Source organism: Paenibacillus sp. FSL H7-689 (assembly GCF_000517905.1).
GTDB lineage: Bacteria > Bacillota > Bacilli > Paenibacillales > Paenibacillaceae > Paenibacillus > Paenibacillus amylolyticus.
Map to the genome: position 1 here is coordinate 15438 of NZ_ASPU01000005.1, position 23529 is coordinate 38966.

Here is a 23529-nt window from a genome sequence, read left to right on the forward strand (position 1 = left end):
ACTCTCCATGATCTCATTATATGGTGTAAGCAAACGTTATATCGAGCGCGGTTCCCGTGCAGATCAGGGATTCGAAGCATTAAGCTCGGTGTCCCTCGAAGTGGGACAAGGAGAAATACATGGCATCATCGGATCAAGTGGTGCAGGCAAATCCACACTTCTGCGGATGCTCAACGGATTGGAAAAGCCGGATGATGGTGAGGTTGTTGTGAATGGGCAGCACCTGACCCAGATGAATGAACAGAGTCTGCGTCAGGCACGAAGATCCATTGGCATGATCTTTCAACACTTCAATCTTGTCAGTAACCGAACGGTGAGTGGCAATGTCTGCATGCCATTGGAGCTTGCGGGTACGCCCCGTGCGCAGCGAGTTGAACGTGGACTTGAGGTGTTGCGGTTTGTTGGACTGGAAGACAAGGCGGGTCAATATCCTGCTCAGCTTAGCGGAGGACAGAAGCAGCGTGTGGCGATTGCACGAGCGCTGGCCAGTCGTCCGGATGTGCTGCTCTGTGATGAACCGACCTCTTCGCTTGATCCACAGACCACGAACGGTATCCTGGATGTGCTGCGTCATATCAATGAAACGCTGGGCGTGACCATTGTTGTAGTGACGCATGAGATGGAAGTGGCTCGCAGACTATGTCACAGGATATCCGTCATGAAGGATGGGCGACTCGTTCGTACGTTGTCTAAAGCGGAAGTGAGCAGTATCCCTGCTCCGCAGCCTGATCTGCTGACCTCCTTGCTTGCGGGGGACGAATACGGGATGACAGGTTCGTCTCTGTTCCGTCAGGCAGAACAGGAGGACAAGTCATGAAGTTACCTGAGTCTGTGCTGAAATATCAGCATGAGATATGGCAGGCGATCGGAGAGACTTTTGTCATGGTGGGCATCTCCATTGCGGCAGCTGTTCTGATTGGGTTACCTCTGGGTACTCTGTTGTACTTATTTCGGAGAGGACAACGGTATCAGAACCAAACGCTGTCCTTTGTACTCGGAAGTATCGTTAACATCGTTCGTTCGTTTCCATTCTTACTACTGGTTGTATTCATGATTCCATTCACTCGGATTGTTGTGGGAACATCCATAGGTACACTGGCGGCAACCGTGCCACTCTCGGTTATTGCGATTGCCTACTACGCCAGACTGGTGGAACAAGCGTTGCTGGATGTACCGAGGGGAGTGGTTGAAGCTGCTGCTTCCATGGGGGCATCAACGATGCAACTTGTGGTGAAATTCTTGTACGTGGAGGCACGATCTGGTCTTGTACTGGGACTCACGACAGCTACGATTAGCTTCATCTCTTACTCGACGGTGATGGGTATTGTAGGTGGCGGCGGGGTTGGCGATTTTGCCATTCGCTACGGTTATCAGCGCTTCGAAACGGAGATTATGGTATTTACGATCATCATTATGATTATCCTGGTACAGATGATCCAATTCACAGGTAGCAGACTGTCCCACTGGCTGGATCGCAGATCCTGAACGGTTGGACCGTGCATTATTACGAATAACCAATACAGATTATACGATGAGGGGTAGACATGAAATGAAAGTGAAAATGATGCTTATGTTGCTTGCAGTAATGCTGGTTGTAGCTGCTTGTGGCAAAAAAGAAGAAACACCTGCGGCTGAAGGAACAAAAGAAGATACACAAGCTGCACAAGAAGTTACGCTGAAGGTAGCCACGTTGATTCCACCGATGACAGATGTGCTCGATATTGTTAAACCGCTATTGAAGGAAGATGGCGTTAACCTGGAAGTTGTTGTGTTATCAGATAACGTACAGCCGAATACGGCACTGGCGAACAAGGAAGTGGATGCAAATTTCTTCCAACACGTGCCTTACATGACCCAGTATAATGAAGCGAACAATGCTAATCTGGTGGCTGTACAGCCTATCTATAATGCCATTTATGGCGGCTACTCCAAAAAGTACAAAACGATTGAGGAATTGCCAGAAGGTGCAACGATTGCAATTGCAAACGATCCTTCCAACATTGGTCGCTCTCTTGTGATGCTGGAGCAGAACGGATTGATTAAGCTGAAAGAGGGCGTAGGTTTTAACGCCACACAGGCAGACATCACCGAGAATACAAAGAACTTCAAGTTTGAGGAAGTGGATTTGTTGATGCTGGCTCGCATGATGGATGATGCTGATCTGGTAGCCATGACTCCGGCATATGCCAGTCCGCTTGGTCTTACACCGAAAAAGGATGCATTGTTAACCGAGAAGGATGATTCCCATTTTGCGATCACCATGGTTGCCCGTGAGGATAACAAGGACTCCGAAGCGATCCAGAAGCTGGCCAAACGCATGGCGGGTCCAGAGGTCAAAGCCTTCTTCGAAGAGAAATATGCAGATATCGCGATCCCGGCATTTAAATAGAGAATACGTTGGTCCAATGTAAATAACCTTTAGATCTGAGCGATAACGCTTGGATCTTTTTTTTGTCGTCCGCGTGCTTATTAACAAGTATTTAGAAAGTTAACAATTTGGTCATATCCCCGGAACACTTTATTTAATAGTTTTTTCGTATAATTTGTTTGAAAATAGTTCTTTTGGATTATAAATTAAGAGATTTGTTCGAGTTTTGTAGTGTAAAGAGTGTTTTTCACAAGAAGTGAGACCTAGTTTTTTGAAAAGATGGTTTACAATCTATGAGAGCTATACAAGAGCTATATAAGTTGTATGAATCATTCAGCGATTGGAAGGTTGTTCTGTCATCGGAGTGGCAAGTGTAAATAATCACTAGTTCAACTTATAAGTAGATCAAGTAAAACTAAAATTAATCTGGAAGAGGTAGAGAAATTTGTCCCGAAAAAATAGCAAATCGACCTGGTTCAACAAGATGCATAAGAACTTTAAGACCAAGCTGGTGGTGTCCTTTATTGCTTTCCTGGCCATTCCTTCGTTCAGTATTGGAGTTTTATCGTATAACAGTGCAAAAGATGAAGTGGAGAAGCAAATTTTACATAGTGCGATGGAAAATGTGAACCTTGCCAGTGCAACGATAGATCTTTCAGTCAATGCCAAGCGGAATCACATTGAATATTATGCGAATACACTTGCAGAGCAATTACGACAAGAAGATGCCGAGGTTCGGGTTGTGAACGAATTGAAGGGGTATGCTGCGCAGAACACAGATATCATCACCATAGGTGTAGGCACAGAGGCAGGAGTGTATCTGATGTCCTCTGATGCGGAGATGCCTGAAGATTACGATCCGCGAACAAGACCATGGTACACAGAAGCGATGGGTACTCCAGAGCAGGTCATTGTTACAGACCCTTATATTTCCGCCGAGACAAACGAAATCACCATCACCATCGCCAAGGCATTGAATGGCCGATCTGGTGTAGTCCAGCTGGATCTGAATCTGTCGAATATCAGTACCTTGGTAAGTGGAATTAACGTGGGAGAACAGGGATATCTGATCCTATTGGATGCCAGCGAAAAGTATATCTACCATCCCACGGTAGAACCCGGAACAGATGCAACAGAGGATTTTTGGAAACCGGTGTATGCGAATGAATCGGGCAATTTCAAATATACCGTTGATCAAACGGATAAAGTGATGTATTACGCCACGAATGCATCCACGGGATGGAAGGTCGCTGGCACCATGTTCTCTTCTGAGGTAGACGATGCGGCAGCACCAATTCTAAAACGAATGATTATTGTTATTGTCTCCTGCCTCGTCGTTGGTATTGTGATTATCTGGCTTGTGATGCGATCCATCATTAGACCCATTCGTCAGTTGAAGGATCAGGCGATCCAGGTGAGTGAAGGGGATCTAACCCAAACCATTACTAGCACAAGCCATGATGAGATTGGTGAACTGAGTGATGCCTTTGGCAAAATGCAGCACAATCTGCGTGTGCTGATTCAAAATGTGGAGAACAGCGCTAGTCAGGTAGTCATCTCATCGGATGAAATGACTCAGAGTGCGGAATCAACCAGTGCAGCCAGTGAGCAGGTAGCGCTAGCCATTCAGGAAATTGCGAGTGGTGCGGAGAAACAGACCGAAGGTATTGAACATAACCATCAGGCCATGAATGAAATTACAATTGGGATAACACGAATCGCCGAACGTTCCATACAAGTTGCTGATTTGGCGAAACATACAACCGTACAAGCAGAAGAAGGCGGCAACACCGTCAAGCAGACGGTGAGTCAGATGCAATCGATTCAAGAGACGGTAGCACAGACAAACCAATTGATTCAAGCGTTATATGAACGATCACACCAAATTTCAGCGATCACGGAGTTAATCGGAAATATAGCCAAACAGACAAACCTGCTCGCGCTGAACGCATCCATTGAAGCTGCTCGTGCAGGTACACATGGCAATGGATTCGCTGTTGTAGCAGCAGAGGTTCGCAAGTTGGCAGAGCAATCCGGGCAGTCCGTCAATGAAATCACCGTGCTGACTACGGCGGTACAGGAAGATATGGCTGCTTCCGTTCGCATGATGGAGAAGGTGACTTCAGAGGTTGGAGAGGGCATGGACATCTCTACAGAAGCGATTCGGAAGTTTGAACGTATTCTGGATAGCATGCGGGAAACGACACCTCAGATTGAAGAGATTGCTGCCACGTCGCAAGAGATCACAGCAGGTGTACAGGAAGTATCTGCTGTATCCAATGAGTTGGCAGGAATTGCGTCAGGCAACGCCGCAACTTCCGAAGAAGTGGCCGCTTCCTCAGAGGAGCAACTGGCAGCGATGGAGCAGATTTCTTCCTCGGCTCGTGGCTTGTCTACCCTGGCTGAAGAGCTGCAGCGCCTGATTAGACAGTTTAAGTATTAAACGGGATCGTAGAAGAGATTATCACACAGGGACAGCATCACATCATGTTTCATTAGAGGGAGTGGACAACCATGCAACTGGAACTCAAAGCCTTCTTACTGCTAACGGATGCGGTCATGATTACAGATGAGGAGGGTGTGATTCTGGATGTGAATTCCGTTTATGTAACCAAAACAGGATTCTCACGGGAGAGCACCATAGGTCAGCCTGCCCGATTGCTAATGGATACCCACTGGAGAGGCAATCAGACCTGGTCCGGCGTTGCCAAACTGATGAAGGTTGATCAGGAAGTGTGGGAAGCCCAAGTTACAATTACATCGGTTCATTTGGATGATTCTCTTTTTTATATCAGCATATTTAATGATGAATTTTCATGAAAAAAAACGTTGTTTGGTGATAAGGGGATGTTAGCTGAAAGCAGTAATTATTTTCAAAAAAATGGTCAATATCGTCAATTGAATAAGGGAGCACGGCATACTATGATTTGTGTACTGAGGAACTGCGACCATGAATCTGACAACATTCATTGAATGCATGAAATCCTGAAGTCGTAATGTGGACGGTGACCATTTGCTACGCGATCTTGTATTAAATTTCACGCTAATTTTGATCTTTGTTTTCCTAATTCATCACTATTTGAACCATACAAATGCTACCCGTTCAACATCCATCACGACTCGGATCATTATTGGTATTACGCTGAGCATGTTGGGCACGGCGCTCTATTATTTCTCTATTGTGCTTGAGGATGGTACATTGTTGAATTTCCGGGCCATTGTGTATCTGCTTGCTGCTTATTTTGGTGGGAGTGGCTCTGCTTTCGTTACTTTTGCATTCATGTGGATGTTTCGGATTAATATGGGGCGTAATCCCTTGTTGGAGAACTGGCAGTATGCGTTGACAGAGTTATTATTTGTTGTAGCCATATGTCTGATCTTTAAGTATATCAGGGGATTTATACAGAAGTGGTTGTCCGGAGCGTTGCTGTTGATTACTGTGTATGAGTTTTCTGCACTAAAGACCAATTCCCCTTCTCTGCTAATGATGGGGCAGATTCTCTTTTTTCAATGTATCTGCCTGCTCTCCGTTATATTATTCCTGTATTATCTGAACCAAAATCATCGATATAGGAGATTGGTCATTCAGAGGGATCAGGAAATGCTAGAGATGCTTCGTATGCAGCCGGGTTTTACTTTTAAAATCCGAAAACAGAACGGAAAATTCGAGTATCTTGTGCTTGAGGGAGAGATGCTCTCCCGACTGGGCTTGGATATGAGTAGTCTGAAGCAAGATTACAAACTGGGCACATTGGATATTTTACCTCAGGAAAAGGTAGAATTTCTGCGAAAGCAGTTTAACCGGGCATGGGAAGGGGAATCTTTTTTTTACGAGATTGAGCATGGAGGTTACTATTCGCTGGTGAACGTTCGCCCTCTGCGAGAAGAGGGTGTGGTGAAATATGTCGTGGGATATGGACTTGATATTACGGAGCACAGAGCGGTTAAACGAAGGATTCAAGAAAGTGAAGAGCGATATCGAACACTTGAGCGAGTGTCGGCAGACTGGTTTGTCGGTTTGGATAACAACAGATGTATTGTGTCAGTGAATCAGAAATTTCTGGATGTTCTCGGTCTCGGCAGGCAGGAAGTGATTGGGCGTCAGCTTGAAGAATTGTTGTTCATTGAGCAGCTGGAGACCTGGTTGTTCGTTTTCCAAAAAGCCTTACATCACAAAATAGCACAGGATACGGAACTGAGTTTTATTGTTGGAGAAGGTCATGAGCAGCATGTTCGGGTTCACCTATCCCCTGTTAAAGTATTAAACTCGAGTGAGAAAATTAAGGCAGTTATTCATGACATTTCGGATCACTATAGACGTGTTAAGGCTGACAAAGCAAGCCAGGCAAAGAGTGAGTTTCTCGCATTCATGAGCCACGAGATTCGTACCCCACTGAGCGGTATTATCAACTTTTCGTTGTTGCTTCAACGGACAGATCTATCTCCACAACAAAAGGATTATTTGAGTAAAATCAATGCGTCCTCCCAAACCTTGCTTGCCCTCGTAAATGATATTCTTGATTTTTCGAAAATTGAGGCAGGCAAGCTGATGTTGGAGAAGGTCTCTTTTTCACCAGAGGATGTGATCAAACGTGTGGCAGATCAGATCGGTGTGGCCATCGGGCACAAAGATATCGAAGTGATTTTTACAACCGATCCCGATCTGCCATTAACGGTGATTGGTGATCCGTTCCGACTTGAACAGGTCTTATTGAATCTGCTCAGTAATGCGATTAAATTTACGGAGCATGGATATGTAACGTTGCAGGCAGAGGTTCTTTCATTGGAGGCGGAGCGAGTTCATGTCCGTTTTGAGGTACAGGACACGGGAATCGGAATGTCACCCGAACAATTGGAACGGCTCTTTGTCCCGTTTACTCAAGCGGAACCCTCGACGTATCGAACATATGGTGGCTCTGGTCTTGGGCTGGTCATCTGTTACCTTCTGGTCACCTCTTTGGGAGGAAGCTTGCGGGTGGATAGCGTGCTGGGAGAGTACAGTCTGTTTTCATTCGACTTGATATTTGAACTTGCAGATTCGGAAGAAGAAGAGAGTTTCTCCCTGCAGACACACCCTCTCCTATATGGTGCGAATGATGTGGTTATCATTGAAGATGATGAACGGATGGGCGCAAATCTGAAGCAGCTGCTCTATTCATTCGGGATGAATCCGACGCTGTATACTTCCTTGAACCAGATGATGGAAAGTGATTGGTATGTCCATCATGTAGATGGGACAAGTTCGATGTTGATCATGTTGGATATGGATATAGAAGACACAGTCAACGGTTCGTTATGGGACAGTTTCATGAAGCGAATAAATCGAACCAAATTTCAAATGGTGGGTTATACCCATGCTTTTAGTGAAAATGCCCTGTGGAGTGAGGAGAGATCCTTTCGCCCGGATCTCATGATGATCAAACCGATTACGCGTCTGGGATTGTTCGAAGTATTACTTGCACTTCAGGGTGAAGGGCCATTGGAGAAAAAGCGGATGATAGAAGGTGATGAATCCTACTTGCTTAAATCCAAAGGGCACATTCTGATCGCTGAAGATCATGAAATCAATCAACTGGTCATTCGGGCCATGCTGGAACATACCGGATTCAAGGTGACATTGGCAGACAGTGGCACAGAGGTTTTGAAGAAATTGGACGAACAAACATGGGAACTGATTCTGATGGATCTCTATATGCCAGATATGAACGGAATTGATGCAGCGCGACACATTCGCAAGATGAGGAAATATGATCGTACACCCATTATCGCGCTTACAGCGAATAGTTTAAAAAGCGACCATGAATTATATCTTGAAGCAGGCATGAATGCCATACTGACTAAGCCCATACATGAACAGCAGCTCGCAGACATTTTGGAGATATGGATTGATCTAAAAGGCATAAGAGAAATCAATGGAATTGATGCAGATAAGGCGATTAGACAGATGGACGGCAAGCCACATATTCTGCAATATGCGCTCACGAAATTCAGAATGGAGTATGGCTCGTTTCACAAAAAACTGGCGATTCAGCTTCAGCAACAGCAGATTGCTGATGTAATTCGTAGTGTTCATTCTCTTCGAGGCGTAGCTGCGAATCTGCATGCAGTGGACCTGATGTGTGCGGTTCTCCAATTGGAATCGCTCTTGTCCCGTCCGTTATTTAAAGATGAGGAACAGCGTTCAGTATTGGAGAAGGTACAACAGGAAATTGATAAAATTACCGAGTCTCTTCCATGGTGATCGGAATGAAGCTGTGTTGTTTTAAGGTGTGAACTTATATCCGACCCCCCAAATGGTTTGAATGTATTGGGGGTTTTTTGGATTGACCTCAATTTTTTTGCGAAGTTTGGTAATGTGCACATCGATGGTGCGATCATTAATGTAGGCATCAATACCACGAATGGCTTCAATTAGGGCATACCGACTGTAGACTTTGCCAGGATTGAGAATAAACAGCTTCATGATCTCAAATTCGGAGAACGTCATCTCCACGCGCTGGTTATTTAACAGAACAGTTCTTCGGGCCAGATCGAGAGATATTCCGAATTCCTGTTCAGTGACAACAGAGCTGTTCAATATAGAGTAACGACGCAATACGGCCTCAATACGTGCCTTCAGCTCCTGCATACTGAAAGGCTTACATACATAGTCATCAGCCCCGTCTGTTAATGATCGAATCCGCTCAGAAACCTCGGTTAAGGAAGAGATGACAATGATGGGGATTGCTGTATGTTGGCGCATGAGAGAACTAGGATTCTTATTACCCGAATCAGGGAGCATCAAGTCAAGAAGCAGGATATCAGGCCGCGCTTGAAGCTGTAGAAGACCATCTCTTGCGTTATCGACACGGATAACATCATACCCTTCACCTTGCAAATACAAGGATAATGTATCGCCTAACATGTTGTCGTCCTCTATGATAAGCACTTTCGTCATGATATTCCTTTCTGAACCCCCTTCTTGTAGAAGGACTAAGATCCATGGATTACTTAATATACCTGATATTTAAAACATGCAACATGAGGATGTCAAGACTCTAACATGACTCCAAGAAGGTGAGAGACTCCGATTTAATGTTTACCAAGATGTGAATCGGTTTCACGCTCGATCAGGCGCATCAGTTTGCGCTCGGTAGCGCTCTCTGGCGCAGGGGTGTAGACACTGCATCGCAGATCGGAACTACCCTGAACCTGCAACGAAGTCAGATCAAACAACATTTTGCCTGCTTTGGAATGCCTGAACTCGATTAATACGTCCGGGGCACTGCTGACGCTGCTTTGTTTCCAAAGGGTATGAAAATCGGGATGTCTGTTCATCATGTCATCCAAAAATAAATTATACCATTCATCATCAACATACTGGCCATAGTAAGCACGAAAAATCGCCAGAAATCCGCTAACAAAATCCTCCCAGTTTACCGCGAGCCTGCGAAACTCCTTTCGATCAAATAACAGACTGATCATATTCCGCTGTTCGGGGGCAATCTGTTCAAAATCCATAAAAACATGCCGGGCTGCATCATTCCAGCCGACAATGTAACAACGCCGATCCGAGATCACGGTAGGGCAGTGATGAAGTTCTTGCAAAATTTTCTGCAAGGAAGGGGGAAGTTGAACCGGTTCTTCTTCCAGTGTGGGCAGCTCTGTATGATGCTCCATGGCGAGCGAAAACAGATACTTTCGTTCATCCGCAGTAAGCCTCAGTGCTGAAGCAATGTTATCCAACACGGAATGGGATACCTGAATATCCCGACCTTGTTCAAGCCAGGTATACCATGTTGTACTCACTCCTGCCAGTTGGGAAACCTCTTCTCTTCTCAGCCCAGGTGTTCTTCTCCGACTTCCAGTGGGTAAACCGACCGATTCGGGAGAAAGTTTGGAACGCTGTGTTTTCAGAAAAGTAGACAATGCCTGTAACCTGACATCGTAGTTCAATCCATCACCTTCGATCCTCGTTATCATGGTAGTCATTATACTATTATAATTGACAACTTGTAATAGGATATTCAAAAGTGCACTATTAGTGGCAGAGCGTAAGGTAAGGTAGATAACAGCGCTGAAGGAGGATGGACATGGAACGAGTCGTGATTACAGGTATGGGAGTTATCTCTCCTTTGGGAAATGATGTAGATACATTCTGGAATGGATTGATTGAGGGTAGATCAGGGATATCACCTATAGAACATTTTGATACAGCTTCGTACAAAACCAGAATCGCAGGAGTGGTCCGTGATTTTGATGGTGAAGAGCGTTTTGGACGCAAGGAAGCAAGGCGTATGGATCGATTCGTTCAATTTGCTGTTGCTGCTGCGGATCAGGCTGTATCACAATCGGGTCTTGTGATGGATGAACTGGACCGTGAACGGGTAGGTGTATATATTGGTTCAGGCATAGGCGGCATCCAGACATTGATGGAACAAGGCAAGGTCCTGTCAGAACGGGGACCTGCGCGCGTCAGCCCAACACTGGTACCGATGATGATATCCAATATGGCGGCAGCTATGGTCAGTATGAGGTTTGGTTGCTGGGGACCGACATTGTCACCAGTAACGGCTTGTTCCATTGGCAATACAGCCATTGGAGAGGCTTTCCGGTTAATTCGTCATGGCGGAGCCGATGTTATTATTGCTGGTGGAACAGAAGCGGCTGTAACCGAAGTGTCCCTGGCAAGCTTCGGTAATGCGACAGCGTTGTCTACACGAAATGAAGCGTTCCAAGCAGCCAGCCGTCCATTTGATGCAGGGAGAGACGGTTTTGTCATGGCAGAGGGCGCCGGAATTCTGGTCGTGGAATCACTGTCTCATGCACTGGGAAGAGGGGCGAATATTCTTGCCGAAGTGATAGGATATGGTGCCAGTTCAGATGCGTATCATATGGTAGCTACCCACCCGGAAGGACGGGGTGCATATCTGGCGATGAAAGCATCACTGAAAGAAGCTCAGATTGGACCTGAGAACATTGATGTAATTAACGCTCATGCCACCAGTACGGAAGCAGGTGATCTGTCTGAGACAAGAGCGATTAAGCAACTTTTCGGGGCAGGTGCCTATGATATTCCGGTCACAGCGAATAAGTCCATGACGGGACATATGCTTGGTGCAGCAGGTGGAGCAGAGGCGATCTCACTTATTCAAAGTCTGCGGCATGGCATCATTCCTCCAACCATCAATCAGGAGCAGAGGGACCCCGAATGTGATCTGGATTATGTACCAAACGAGGCAAGAAAAGCAGAGCTGCGGATTGGGATGTCTAATTCATTTGGTTTTGGCGGTCATAATGCGGTTATTGTCCTTCAAAAATATTCATCTTAAGCAGAAAGAACAGCGTAGCCCCATCAGGCTGCGCTGTTCTTTGCTTACTTCGACTTCGGGATCATCCACATACACCGTACCATTGGTTAACGGCCGAGTGGTTGTACGCCTCAGGAAGAGAGAGATGTTGATTCCGCCATGCCTTTGCTGCCCCGATTCAACCAGCTCACACGCCAGCGGGATTGCATGAAGAGAACCAGGAACAGGGAAGCTGCTGCAATCAGGCTAAGAATGACAAAACCTGGTGTATAAGATTGATAGCTGCTGTACAGTTGACCGAGAATCAGTGGCAGTGCATACCCGCCCAATCCGCCAGCGGCACCTACAATACCTGTCATCAGGCCAATTTCATTGCCGAAACGTTGGGGAACCAGTTGGAACACGGAGCCATTTCCGGCTCCCAGACACATCATGCCGAGGAACAACATGACTACCACTACAGGAAGTGGTGGCATGAAGGATACACCGATCAACATGATACAGGCTCCTGTATACAGGAAAGTCAACATGCGGGTTCCGCCAATTTTGTCCGCCAGATAACCCCCAACAGGCCGGAAGAAACTGCCTGCGATTACACAGAAGGTAGTAATGTCTGCGGCACGAACAGGAGAGAGCCCATACTGGGTGTTGAAGAAGATGGTGAGATAGTTACATAATCCAACGAAACCACCAAAGGTTACACAATAGAAGGCACAGAATACCCAAGCATCTTTTTGTTTAAGCAGACTTCCGTATTGGGATAATTTCTTGGGTTCAGGCCGGTTAGGGCTATTCTTGGCAAAGATAGAAAAGAGAATGAATACAATAACAATCGGTATAATAGCAAGTCCGAACACAACTTCCCAACTGCCAAAATGCGTAGCCAAGCGATTGGCAAACAACGTCGCAAGTACGGTTCCGCTGTTACCCGCCCCGGCAATACCCATGGCCAGACCCTGATGCTCCTTGCCATACCATTGGCCTGCCAGAGGTAGCGCAGCAGCAAAGGAGGCGCCTGCGACACCAAGCAAGAGTGCCACCACGTACAGTTGGCTTAAAGAGTCAACCCATAACCAGCCGAGTAACAAAGGAACTAAGGTGACGAGCATCCCGATCTGTGCGGTCAGTTTCGGACCAATATAATCAGACATGAAGCCAAGCACAAGGCGCAGGATGGAACCGCCGAGAATAGGCAATGCGACCAGATTGGCCTTTTCCAGCGGAGTCATCGGATAATCCAACGCTATGACAACTGCGAGTGGACCAAGCATCCCCCATATCATAAAACTGATGTCAAAATACATAAACGCCCCGAAGAGGGTGGGCTTATGCCCGCTTTTCCAAAAACTTTTGCTCTCCATCATCCATCATCGCTCCTCATCCAATTGAGATCTTCGTGATTTGTCTATGTGCTTGTTGAGGCAGAAAAAGGCCGCAATTCGTCCAGATCTGAACGATTTGCGGCCCCGTTGCCGACAGGCGGTACACGTCATTGTGTTCCCGCATCTGAGTTGATCACAGCACTGTGATTTTGATTCAAATTATAATCAAGAGAAAATATATATGTCAATAAAAATTACATGAAATTTTAAATGATTCGTTTTTTAATCGTTATTCGCATTTTTAATGTTAATTTAGTTGACATTAGATTGAGATTCCCTTAATCTGAATCTAATATGAATCCACACAAAGGCGTGTGGATTCCGGAGGCAACGGTGCCCTTTTCCGAATCATGGAGAAGGGATTTTTCTGTTTATTTTCAGGTGAGAGAGATAGGGGGCAGCCCATGAGCAGAAGTAAACTGGTGATTATCGGGAATGGCATGGCTGGAGTGAAGTGTGTTGAAGAGATTATCGCACTGGAGCCTGATACGTATGAGATTGTAATCTACGGCAATGAACCCCGTCCCAACTACAATCGGATCATGTTATCAAAAGTATTGCAGGGTGAGCATTCGTTACAGGATATCATTATCAATGATTGGACTTGGTACGCCGAGCATCATATACGGCTATGTACAGGTGAAACGGTACACCGCATTGATACCCGTGGAAAATATATAGAGACGGAATCCGGACTAAAAGAAACCTATGATGTCCTGATTCTGGCGACAGGGTCTTCACCTTTTATCCCACCGATTCCGGGAATTGATAAAGAGCGGGTCATGTCCTTCCGAACGATTGACGATTGTACGCGCATGTCTGATTATTCTAAAACCTATCGCAAGGCCGCCGTCATTGGTGGTGGATTGCTTGGGCTGGAGGCTGCGCGCGGGTTACTGCATCTGGGCATGGAAGCTGTGGTGGTACATAACGCACCTTACATTATGAACCGGCAGTTGGATCAGAAGGCTGCCACGATGCTTCAGGAGGAACTTGAAAGGCAGGGTATGTCCTTTCTTTTGACCAGAAATACGCAAAAAATCACCGGACGATCGCAGGCGCAGGGGCTGCTCTTCACAGATGGTTCCAAGCTTGAAGCTCAGGTTGTCATTGTCGCTGTAGGGATTCGGCCAAATGTGGATCTGGCCAGACGAAGTGGAATCGCAACCAATCGGGCAATTATGGTAGATGACTATATGTGCACCAGTGTACCGGATATCTACGCAGTTGGGGAATGTGCTGAACATCGGGGAATTAGTTATGGTCTGGTGGCCCCCTTATACGAACAGGGGAAGGTGCTCGCACGTACGCTCTGTGGACAGGAAACGCCTGAATACAAAGGATCAATTCCCTACTCACAGTTGAAGGTATCGGGGGTTGATGTTTTCTCAGCGGGTGAGATCAGTGGGGAAGGCATGCAGACTGCAATTCAACATCTGGATGGCATTCAAGGCACATATAAAAAAGTGCTGATGCAGGCTGGCAAAGTGCGTGGAGCCATTTTATTTGGAGATACAACCGAAGGAACGGCATTGCTTGGACTTGTGCAACGAGGCGCAGATGTGGCGGAATTGGCTCCGCGTGAAGGGGCTCCGGACCCGGCTGAGATGGCTGCGGCGGCATTACCGGCTCAGGAGACCGTATGTGCCTGCAACAATGTGACCAAGGCTGCCATTATGAAAGCTATTCAGGAACAGGGTCTGGAAACGGCAGATCAGGTGAAGGAGCAGACCAAAGCGTCAGGTTCATGCGGTGGCTGTCGCCCGATGGTGGCTGCTCTGTTGAAACATACGCACAACCTGAAAAATAACGGGGGTACTGGCGTGGTAGCCACACCAGATAAACCTGCTCCAATGCCTGTTTGCAGTTGTACGGATCTTGGGCATGCAGAGTTGAAGGGAATCCTGGCTGACATCGATGTTCTGGAGACAGGGCTACCAGAGATATCTTTGATCTTGCAGAAGCTGGGTTGGGGTTCGGAACATGGTTGCTCGGTATGTCGTTCGGTGATCCACTATTACATGCAGGTATCCGGTGGAACGGTGGTTGTTCGAGAGATCGAAGGTCACTCAGAGGTCCAGATACGTTGGGATGATCAGATCCCGATATCATCCTATGCGAGGGATGCGGGTGGCTTGGCTGCACAACTTCGTGAGAGTTGGATCGGCGCTGCGATGCCGTCGCCGGTGAATATGGGAGTTGCACCAGGGCCCGGTTCGTTGGTGAGCGCACTGGTGCAGGATATTGGCTTGCTGGCTTCACCAGCTGGATGGGAGATCTACGCAGGCGGTCATGCAGAGCATCCGGTCAAACAAGGTGGCTTGATTGGGGTGGCTGAAACAGAGGTGCAAGCGGCCATACTCGCATCAGCCTGTCTTCAATGGTATCGCCAAACCGCTTGGTATGATGAGCCGTTATGGGCATGGACGGAACGATTGGGATTCATGTCGATTCGGGAAACGCTACTGGATGACCAGTTACAGAAGGAACTTGCAGCTACACTTCAAGCTGATATATAGATGAAAGGCGGGGATGGAAAGATGGGATTATCCGTGAGTTCAGAACCAACAGCCTCCAAGCTGTATGTAAAGGAAACCCAGTGTCCGTATTGCAGTGTGCAGTGCAAGATGACTGTTGAAGAACTGGCTGCACCTGTTGCAGGCCAGCGTCGTGGTGAGTATACGGTTCAGGGTGTTCCGAATGAAGCCTCTCAGGGCAGGTTGTGTGTGAAGGGCATGAATGCTCATCAACATGCGCTCAGTGGTCAACGATTAATGCATCCGCTCATTCGTCGTAATGGCGAGCTTGAACCCTGTTCCTGGAAGGAGGCCATTCAGACCATCGCAGAGCGGTTTCAGGACTTGAGGGATTTATACGGAGCAGATACGGTCGGAGTATACGGAGGCGGATCTCTGACCAATGAAACAGCCTATCTGCTCGGTAAGTTCGCCAGAGTTGCATTGGGGACAAAATATATCGACTATAATGGACGGTTCTGTATGTCAGCTGCGGCTTCAGCTGGAAGTAAAGTGTTCGGGATGGATCGTGGGTTGACGTTCCGACTGTCTGATATTCCCAAGGCGGGCTGTATTGTACTCGCAGGCACCAATATTGCAGAATGCCAACCTACCCTGTTGCCCTACTTCAATCAGGCCAAGGAGAACGGGGCGTTCATTATCGTTATTGATCCACGCAAGACGGCAACCGCTGCCATTGCCGACCTTCATTTACAGGTGAAGCCTGGCATGGATGCTCTGCTGGCGGACAGCATGTTGAAGGTGATTATGGATGCCGGATTGGTGAAGCCTCATTTTATAGACAAACGAACGCATGGTTACGATCAATTGATACAAGGGTTGGCTGATCTGCAACTCGAACAGGCGGCACAAGCGTGCGGGGTTGATCTGGCGCTGATTCGTCAGGCGGCGATGGCATACGGTGAGGCAGAGACAGGCATGATCATGACAGCACGTGGTGTGGAGCAGCAGACGGATGGACATATGGCAGTGAGACACTTTTTGAACCTGGTGCTGGCAACTGGCAAAATTGGTAGAGAAGGCTGCGGATATGGTGCCATCACAGGTCAAGGCAATGGGCAGGGCGGACGGGAGCATGGTCAGAAGGCTGACCAGTTACCGGGTTATCGATCCATTGAAAATGAAGCCGATCGTGCCTATGTGGCATCCGTCTGGGGTGTGGACCCTGCAAGTTTGCCAGGCAAAGGGGTATCCGCCTACGAGATGATGGAGAAGGCCCATGATCAGGAGATTCGGGCGTTGCTTGTAATGGGCTCCAACCCGGTCGTATCCAACCCCAATGTGCGTTTGGTGGAAGAAGGTCTGCGCAAGCTGGACTTTCTGATCGTGGCAGACATGTTTCTGTCCGAGACAGCGCGAATGGCTGATCTGGTTCTGCCGGTTACATCTTATATGGAGAATGAAGGTACATTGACCAATCTGGAGGGGCGTGTTCTGCTCCGTGAACAGGGGCGGCCTGCGCCGGGAGAAACGCTTGATGATTGGGATATATTATGCCGGATTGCCGCGCAATTGGGTGGAGCTTCTTATTTTGAATATGACACTGCTGAGGATATCTTTAATGAGCTTCGGGTGGCGAGTCGTGGCGGAGTGGCTGATTACTATGGCATTACCTATGAGCGTTTGCGTAACGAGAAAGGGGTATACTGGCCGTGTTCTGCCCTGGAGGATCAGGGAGAAGGGCTGCTGTTCGGTGAACGATTCGCTCACCCGGACGGCAAAGCGGCATTCACATTTGAATCCAGCCCGGGCTGGAATGATATATCTTCCGAGTTCCCCTTAATTCTCACCAATGGGCGTGTGCTACCTCATTATCTTACAGGGGTGCAGACACATCGAAGTCCGGCACTGGCAGCTCGTGAATTGGAGAACTTTGTTGAACTTCACCCGGCTACCGCTGCCCGTTATCGTATTCACGATGGAGAGTGGGTAGAGATTCAATCGACGTACGGAAGCTTCACGGTTCGTTCGCGCATCAAGGATTCCATTCGGGAGGATACCTTGTTCGTGCCGATGCATTGGGGCGGCATTCAGAATGTGAATCGGGCCACCAGACCAGAGCTAGATCCGTTCTGTCGGATGCCTGGCTTCAAGACAGCAGCTGTAACCATTCGACCGTTGCGTCTGGCGAGATGACTCATAAAATTACAGGTTACCGGCGACATAAACTGTTCTAATGGTAGCTTAGCGGCTGCGCAGTCCATATTTATATGACACTGTGCGGCTTTTTTTGCGTATATGTACGCAAGTAGGCCCTAGTTCCGTGGTTCCACGTAAACATGAGGATTGGCTCATGAATATGGATTGAATTTTAGTTATGATGTTCATTAGGGGTACATATGTACGTATTTTATATTTTATTTAGAGACTGATAATCATTTCGAGTTTAGGTTATTCCGCATCGTGGTATAGATATCGGGGCTTATGGAAGCTTCTTCAAATAGAGCAGGATAAGGGAGGGAATGCAGTGAACGTATGGATAACGGTAAAAAGTCTGGGAAAGCGCAAGCCGGTACTTGCCAAGCAAGCTGCCGAACTTCCGGAAACAACTCATACGTTAAGGCAGCTCATTGAGAACATGGTGGCTGTACAAGTAAAAGCGCTTCAGGAAAAGAAACAACAGGCAGAATTGTTCGCCTACCTGATGCCGGATGATATTGACGCGCAAGGAGCGGTGGGGAAAGTCGGGTTTGGCGCAGTATACAATGAGGGTGTTCCTGATCTGGAAGTTGCGATGGAGACAGCTATAACCGCATATGAGGATGGGTTGTACAAAGTGTTTCTCAACGATGAAGAATTGCAGGAACTGGATGAGTCACTTGTTGTAAAAGACGGAGATAACGTGGTGTTTATTCGTTTTACAATGCTAGCCGGACGTCTGTGGTAGAGAACGATGAAGGAGGAGAACAGGATGAATCAGGAAGAGCAAGTACAGGTGTATATGGATGGATTGCAGGAAAGAGCCAAGTCGTTAACAGGGGTACAGCTTGAGCTGGCAGGCTATGTTGTGGAGATCGCCGGGTCTACGTATTTACGTGGAGACGAAAAGATGTTTTTGAATACTGATAAGTTGCTTGGAAGGTTGGCTGCAGAAACACAGAAACCATTATTCGAGCCACTACTGGATGTGCTCCAGCATCTGGCGAGCGAGTCATTGGTTGCACGATTCCGTTATATCGCAGAGCGTGCGACTCGTTTCCCATACAGTAACAACTATGAACGCCGCCCTTTCCGCACATCCGATCCGGAGCAGCATGTAGAACAAGTCATCCGTAAACTGATGGGATTGTTCCGTATGGAAATGAAAAATTTCTCGCTGGAAGAATATGTGTCACTTCGTGAGTACAAGCTGGATTATTTGCATGAGATCCGTTGGGTCCTGGCGGATTGTATCGCTTATGAACTGGATCATCAGGGCGGAGATATGAAGCAGGCGCTACATGATATTATCTATGGTGACAATCAGACGGCGCTGTTAACCCATGAAATGATCAAAGGTATATTCATGAGCGATCAGGCGGATGCCTATCAGATGGTGGGTGAGCTACTCGTTGCAGCAAGGTTGCAGGAAGGGCTTCGCCAAAGCATTGTGGAGCGGATGGATGAAGGGACACTGGAAGCCTATATTTACATATTAAAAATCATTATCGACAACAACCTGATTCGTTTCAGTTCCGTGGTAAGAGCGCTTGCCGTATGGACGGGGATCGGTATAGAAGCAGCCAACCAGCGTGTTGCGGCACAGTTGATTGAACAGGCCTATCAGGCGCTTGTGCAACCAGAAGTACGCGAGGCCTGGCAGCAGGAAGCTAACGCCAACAAACTCTTTATCAGTCTTTGGGCGACAGCGGTCATTGAAGAGAATGAATTGAAGAGCAAGATAATCGAGATTATGGATCAAGGTCAGTTATATCAGAAGATTGTTGCTCAATATGTACTGGCTAACAGCCAGAACAGGGAGCTTCGTTTGGACATTGCACGTCGTTATCTGGAGGCGCAGGATACCGAGTTGATGCACTGGATTGTGACCAACTATGATGCGATGTATATGTACAACTGGAGTTTCGAGAATGGAGAGAATCAGCGTAGCGTCTACGTGTGGCCATTGCCTGCTCTTGGAGATAAGGGCTTGCGGCGTCAGGATTTTGATCGGTTCAAACAGATGCTGGCTGCCATTCCAAAAGGCGGGTCAGGTGGACCATCGGGTGTACTTGAGTATGTTCACTACCGGATTGATACGGATGATGTAGTCAAGAAAATGTTATATTTGGCCGCTTATGATATGGACCCGGAATGGATCGGGGAGGTCATCGCAATCAAGGACCGTTTAAGCCCGGAACTGCGCGGAGAACTGTTGTCCCAGTTTGTTCAGCATCCCAATAATGAGGTGCAAAGACAGTTTGTGTTTGAGAGTTTGTCTGATAAAAGCATCAGTAATCGGGAGAGTGCACTCGCCAAAGCGAAGCTGCTCACGTTGACGGTTGATGAGATGAAACAGATGGAGGCGTTGATGAAGCTCAAAACAGGCTCACTTCGTCAGAAGGTCATCCATGTATTGTTACTGCAACCCGTGGACCAATTGGAGGTCTCGCTGAAGCGACTTTTGCAGGCCAAGAGTGAACTGCAGCGCTTGGGTGCGCTAGAATTATTGACCGAGATTGCGGCAGATCCAGAGCGGATAGATCAGCAGGAGCAATTGCAGCCATTGGCGCAGCTGATTGAGACACCCACTGCCAAGGAACAGAAACTACTGGATAAGCTGACTGATCAGGGGAGTCGTTTCACAGTTTCTAATGGATTTGGTTTATTTGATCCGAAGCGACGTGAGCCATTGCTGGATGAGAAGCGTGATCTCAAGGGCCATAATCCGAAGGATATCTTTACACTCTCTCTGGATAAGACCAGACCATTTCTGGAGGGACTTAGTGAATTAGTGCATGAACACAGGGATTATGAGTATCAAGTGGAATACTACGCTGGCTATAAAGACACATTGTTAGTCGGAGCGAGTCTTCGCTCCAAGGTTCCGTATGGAGAGCGGAATGAAATGAAGCAGATGGAACAGTTCCCGCTTCATGACGTATGGGAGAACTATATTCAACATGCCGAGTTCAACAGTGTGGAACTGATGCAACTATACATGGCTATACAGCTCGGGGAGTTCAATGGCAATTTGAGCGACCATTACAGTTATTTCCGTGAGCAGTATGACTATGACGAATTGCAGAAGATTCCGTTATTGGAAGGCTGGCGCAAGTCGTTTGCCGAACGGATCTATCCTCTAGATGACATCGAAAAGCTACAGCAGATGCTGGATTCGTTAACGTATAAGGATCAGGTAGTGGCACTGATATCGGCGGCATTTCAGGATAGCGATCCGATCGACACGTTTGAAATAGCTGAGAAAACCTGGGCCTCCATCATCGCAAGTATGCCTGCTGATCGACTCGAAAAAGAGTCAGGCATGCTTCATATTCTGACTGGACCTTGGAATTATGTAGTTCGTGGCAAAATCCATGACGATAACAGCTTCAAACGTTTCTTCCAGACAGCTTACCAGTTCACCAGTCTTGTAGAGAGTAGTCAACCGCTGTCTTTACTGTCACTTGAAGATTTCCTGCGTGCGTACCAGTTGAACCTGATTGATGATCAAGAGATATATCGACAGGTGCTGGTCGGTGGGAATCGTCTGTTGTTTATTCGGGACTTAACATCCACTCGTACAGAAATGATCGCGAGTGATCCGAAGCTTGTTCAATTGCGAGATGCGGTGGTCGATCGCATTCTGGAGATTGAGCTGACCCGGGGAGAACTCTCTACAGAAGTAAGCACACTTGCCATGAAATTGGATCGAATTGAAGGCATGGAACACTGGGTACATCTGGTCTCGGCGATGGATCAGGATACATTTGTCCGTGGATATATCTATAGTTATGGAGACAACACAACACGTAAAGAGACGTTTAGCTATTTAATTCAGAATTGTCATCCACGGGATGGAGAAGATGAGAAGCGTCTTGGGGAGTTGCTCCATAAGTATCCGGTGAATGAGAAAAAATTGCTGGAAGCAGCCATGTACGCCCCGCAGTGGATGGAGATTGTAGCGAAACATCTGGGATGGGAAGGTCTACGCAGTGCAGCCTGGTACTTCCATGCCCATATTAATGAACGCTTTACTGCCGAGAAAGAAACCATCGTGGCCCACTATTCTCCAATCTCACCACAGGACTTTAATGAAGGTGCGTTTGATATCGCATGGTTTGAAGAAGCCTATGCTGCTGTCGGAGAGGAACGATTCAATCTGTTATACGATTGTGCCAAGTACATTTCCGGGGGATCTAACCACCGCAGATCCCAATTGTTCGCAGATGCTGCACTGGGCAAGCTTCGATTGGACGATATGCGTGAGTCCGTGTCAGACAAGCGAAACAAGGATCATTTGTTAACCTACAGTTTGATTCCATTCGCTGTAAATCGCGAACAGGATCTGCGTGAGCGATACGACTTCATTCAGAAGTTCCTGATGCAGAGCAAACAATTCGGTGCGCAACGCCGTGCCAGTGAAGGTGTGGCATCGCAGATTGCACTGGGCAATCTTGCTCGTAATGCAGGTTATGCCGATGTTACGCGGCTGATGTGGGACATGGAAGCACGTAAGTTGGATGAGATGAAATCTTTCTTTGAACCTCATGCATTGGATGCTGACACGACAGCGCAATTGGTCATTGATGAGGAAGGCCAACCCGAGATGGTTATCGTTAGCAAAGGGAAGACACTCAAATCTGTACCTGCCCGGTTCAAAAAAGATGGATATATCGCTGAACTGAAAGAGCTGAAAGCGGATCTGGTGGATCAGTATCGCCGGGCACGACAGGAGCTGGAACGTTCGATGACTGCCGGAACGTCCTTTACACGTAAGGAAATTGCCAGTCTGATGCAAAATCCGGTTATACAACCGCTGGTAAGAACACTTGTCTTCCAGTCAGGTGACAAGACGGGAAGATTCGATGTATCATCCAATGGTTTGGTTGCACCAGGACTGGAGGGTACGATCCATGCACTAGCGGAACAGGATCAACTGTTGATTGCTCATCCGCTTCATCTGTATCAGAGCGGAAGCTGGAGTGAATTCCAGCGGGATCTGTTCACCCGTCAGGAGCGTCAGCCGTTTAAGCAGGTATTCCGTGAGCTATATCTTCCTAACGAGGACGAATTGGCTAATGGTACGGTGTCTCGCCGATACGCCGGGTATCAGATTCAACCGAAAAAAGCAGTAGCTCTGCTTAAAGGACGCCAATGGACTGTCAGTTATGAGGAAGGTCTGCAGAAGGTAAGTTATGAGCATAATCTGATTGCGAATCTCTATGCTATGGCAGATTGGTTCTCACCAGCAGATACCGAGGCACCTACCTTGGAGACGGTGCAGTTCTACGATCGCAAGAGTTACAAACCTGTAGCGCTGCAAGATGTGCCGCTGACGTTCTTCTCCGAAGTTATGCGTGATATCGATCTGGTGGTCAGCGTTGCACATGTGGGAGGCGTAGATCCAGAAGCTAGCCTGACAACAATCGAGATGCGCCACGTCATTGTGAACGAGTCGTTACGTCTGCTGAAGATCGACAATGTACGTTTGGACGGGAATTACGCACGAATTGATGGTGAATTAGGTGAGTATGCTGTTCATCTGGGGAGTGGTAATGTGTTCAAACAAGCCACAGGTGCACTTCATATCGTACCGGTGCACAGTCAGCATCGGGGTCGAATCTTCCTGCCATTCCTCGATGAAGATCCGAGAACAGCTGAGATTCTGTCCAAGGTGATGTTGCTCGCCGAAGATAAAAAGATCAAGGACCCGCAGATTCTTGCACAGTTACAGAATTAGAAGTGAACGAACTAGAATTGAACCGCCCTGTGGGGCGGTTTTATTATTTGCTACTCCGATTTTCAAAGTA

At 47.4% G+C, this 23529-nt stretch carries 14 protein-coding genes; 11 read left to right on the plus strand and 3 right to left on the minus strand.

From position 1 onward, the window contains the following. The first annotated feature begins 7 nt into the window (after positions 1-7). The 6 genes from C170_RS02835 to C170_RS29910 all read left to right on the plus strand — a co-directional run bounded on the left by C170_RS02835 (position 8) and on the right by C170_RS29910 (position 8609). Complete coding sequence (locus C170_RS02835) at positions 8-817, plus strand: methionine ABC transporter ATP-binding protein (RefSeq protein WP_051446961.1); 810 nt, start codon at positions 8-10, stop codon at positions 815-817. Further along, positions 814-1485: a methionine ABC transporter permease gene (locus C170_RS02840; RefSeq protein ID WP_036606156.1), complete on the plus strand. Its 672-nt coding sequence runs from the start codon at positions 814-816 to the stop codon at positions 1483-1485. The genes C170_RS02835 and C170_RS02840 overlap by 4 nt, the downstream gene beginning before the upstream one ends. Positions 1486-1531: 46 nt before the next feature. Further along, positions 1532-2389 carry a MetQ/NlpA family ABC transporter substrate-binding protein gene (locus tag C170_RS02845; protein WP_081745836.1) on the plus strand — a complete coding sequence of 286 codons (858 nt, stop codon included), beginning with the start codon at positions 1532-1534 and terminating at the stop codon, positions 2387-2389. 424 nt (positions 2390-2813) lie between these two features. Then, positions 2814-4811 carry a methyl-accepting chemotaxis protein gene (locus C170_RS02850; protein WP_081745825.1) on the plus strand — a complete coding sequence of 666 codons (1998 nt, stop codon included), beginning with the start codon at positions 2814-2816 and terminating at the stop codon, positions 4809-4811. A gap of 71 nt (positions 4812-4882) precedes the next feature. Then, positions 4883-5188, plus strand: a complete 306-nt coding sequence (locus C170_RS02855; RefSeq protein WP_036606158.1) for a PAS domain-containing protein — start codon at positions 4883-4885, stop codon at positions 5186-5188. A gap of 178 nt (positions 5189-5366) precedes the next feature. Continuing rightward, on the plus strand, positions 5367-8609 hold the full coding sequence (locus C170_RS29910) for a hybrid sensor histidine kinase/response regulator (protein WP_051446962.1): 3243 nt from the start codon (positions 5367-5369) through the stop codon (positions 8607-8609). A 21-nt stretch (positions 8610-8630) separates the two neighbouring features. Here C170_RS29910 and C170_RS02865 read toward each other — a convergent pair whose 3' ends face one another. Then, a complete protein-coding gene (locus C170_RS02865; RefSeq protein ID WP_036606159.1) occupies positions 8631-9305 on the minus strand; it encodes a response regulator transcription factor in 675 nt (224 codons plus the stop codon). A 134-nt stretch (positions 9306-9439) separates the two neighbouring features. Next, positions 9440-10303 carry a helix-turn-helix transcriptional regulator gene (locus tag C170_RS02870; protein ID WP_036606160.1) on the minus strand — a complete coding sequence of 288 codons (864 nt, stop codon included), beginning with the start codon at positions 10301-10303 and terminating at the stop codon, positions 9440-9442. A 137-nt stretch (positions 10304-10440) separates the two neighbouring features. Here C170_RS02870 and fabF point away from each other — a divergent pair, with 137 nt between their 5' ends. Continuing rightward, positions 10441-11679 (plus strand): beta-ketoacyl-ACP synthase II, encoded by a 1239-nt coding sequence (gene fabF, locus C170_RS02875; RefSeq protein ID WP_036606161.1) that lies wholly within the window; start codon positions 10441-10443, stop codon positions 11677-11679. A gap of 110 nt (positions 11680-11789) precedes the next feature. On the opposite strand, the gene C170_RS02880 is transcribed toward fabF, so the two are convergent. Then, a complete protein-coding gene (locus tag C170_RS02880) occupies positions 11790-13019 on the minus strand; it encodes a nitrate/nitrite transporter (RefSeq protein ID WP_036606491.1) in 1230 nt (409 codons plus the stop codon). Positions 13020-13444: 425 nt separating this feature from the next. Here C170_RS02880 and nirB point away from each other — a divergent pair, with 425 nt between their 5' ends. From nirB to C170_RS02900, 4 genes are all read left to right on the plus strand, one after another. Further along, positions 13445-15559, plus strand: a complete 2115-nt coding sequence (gene nirB, locus C170_RS02885; protein ID WP_036606162.1) for a nitrite reductase large subunit NirB — start codon at positions 13445-13447, stop codon at positions 15557-15559. A gap of 21 nt (positions 15560-15580) precedes the next feature. After that, positions 15581-17713 carry an assimilatory nitrate reductase catalytic subunit NasC gene (gene nasC / locus C170_RS02890; RefSeq protein ID WP_051446991.1) on the plus strand — a complete coding sequence of 711 codons (2133 nt, stop codon included), beginning with the start codon at positions 15581-15583 and terminating at the stop codon, positions 17711-17713. Positions 17714-18044: 331 nt separating this feature from the next. Further along, positions 18045-18464, plus strand: coding sequence for a hypothetical protein (locus C170_RS02895; RefSeq protein ID WP_036606163.1), 420 nt, complete (start codon positions 18045-18047; stop codon positions 18462-18464). Between the two features lie 24 nt (positions 18465-18488). Beyond that, positions 18489-23459: a DUF4132 domain-containing protein gene (locus tag C170_RS02900; protein ID WP_036606164.1), complete on the plus strand. Its 4971-nt coding sequence runs from the start codon at positions 18489-18491 to the stop codon at positions 23457-23459. Positions 23460-23529: the final 70 nt, after the last annotated feature.

Excerpts from the sequence above, each read along its gene's own strand:
- C170_RS02835 (WP_051446961.1), top strand. The coding sequence starts at position 8 with ATGATCTCATTATATGGTGTAAGCAAACGTTATATCGAGCGCGGTTCC.
- C170_RS02840 (WP_036606156.1), top strand. The coding sequence starts at position 814 with ATGAAGTTACCTGAGTCTGTGCTGAAATATCAGCATGAGATATGGCAG.
- C170_RS02845 (WP_081745836.1), top strand. The coding sequence starts at position 1,532 with ATGAGGGGTAGACATGAAATGAAAGTGAAAATGATGCTTATGTTGCTT.
- C170_RS02855 (WP_036606158.1), top strand. The coding sequence starts at position 4,883 with ATGCAACTGGAACTCAAAGCCTTCTTACTGCTAACGGATGCGGTCATG.
- C170_RS02865 (WP_036606159.1), bottom strand. The coding sequence starts at position 9,305 with ATGACGAAAGTGCTTATCATAGAGGACGACAACATGTTAGGCGATACA.
- fabF (WP_036606161.1), top strand. The coding sequence starts at position 10,441 with ATGGAACGAGTCGTGATTACAGGTATGGGAGTTATCTCTCCTTTGGGA.
- C170_RS02880 (WP_036606491.1), bottom strand. The coding sequence starts at position 13,019 with ATGGAGAGCAAAAGTTTTTGGAAAAGCGGGCATAAGCCCACCCTCTTC.
- nirB (WP_036606162.1), top strand. The coding sequence starts at position 13,445 with ATGAGCAGAAGTAAACTGGTGATTATCGGGAATGGCATGGCTGGAGTG.
- nasC (WP_051446991.1), top strand. The coding sequence starts at position 15,581 with ATGGGATTATCCGTGAGTTCAGAACCAACAGCCTCCAAGCTGTATGTA.
- C170_RS02900 (WP_036606164.1), top strand. The coding sequence starts at position 18,489 with ATGAATCAGGAAGAGCAAGTACAGGTGTATATGGATGGATTGCAGGAA.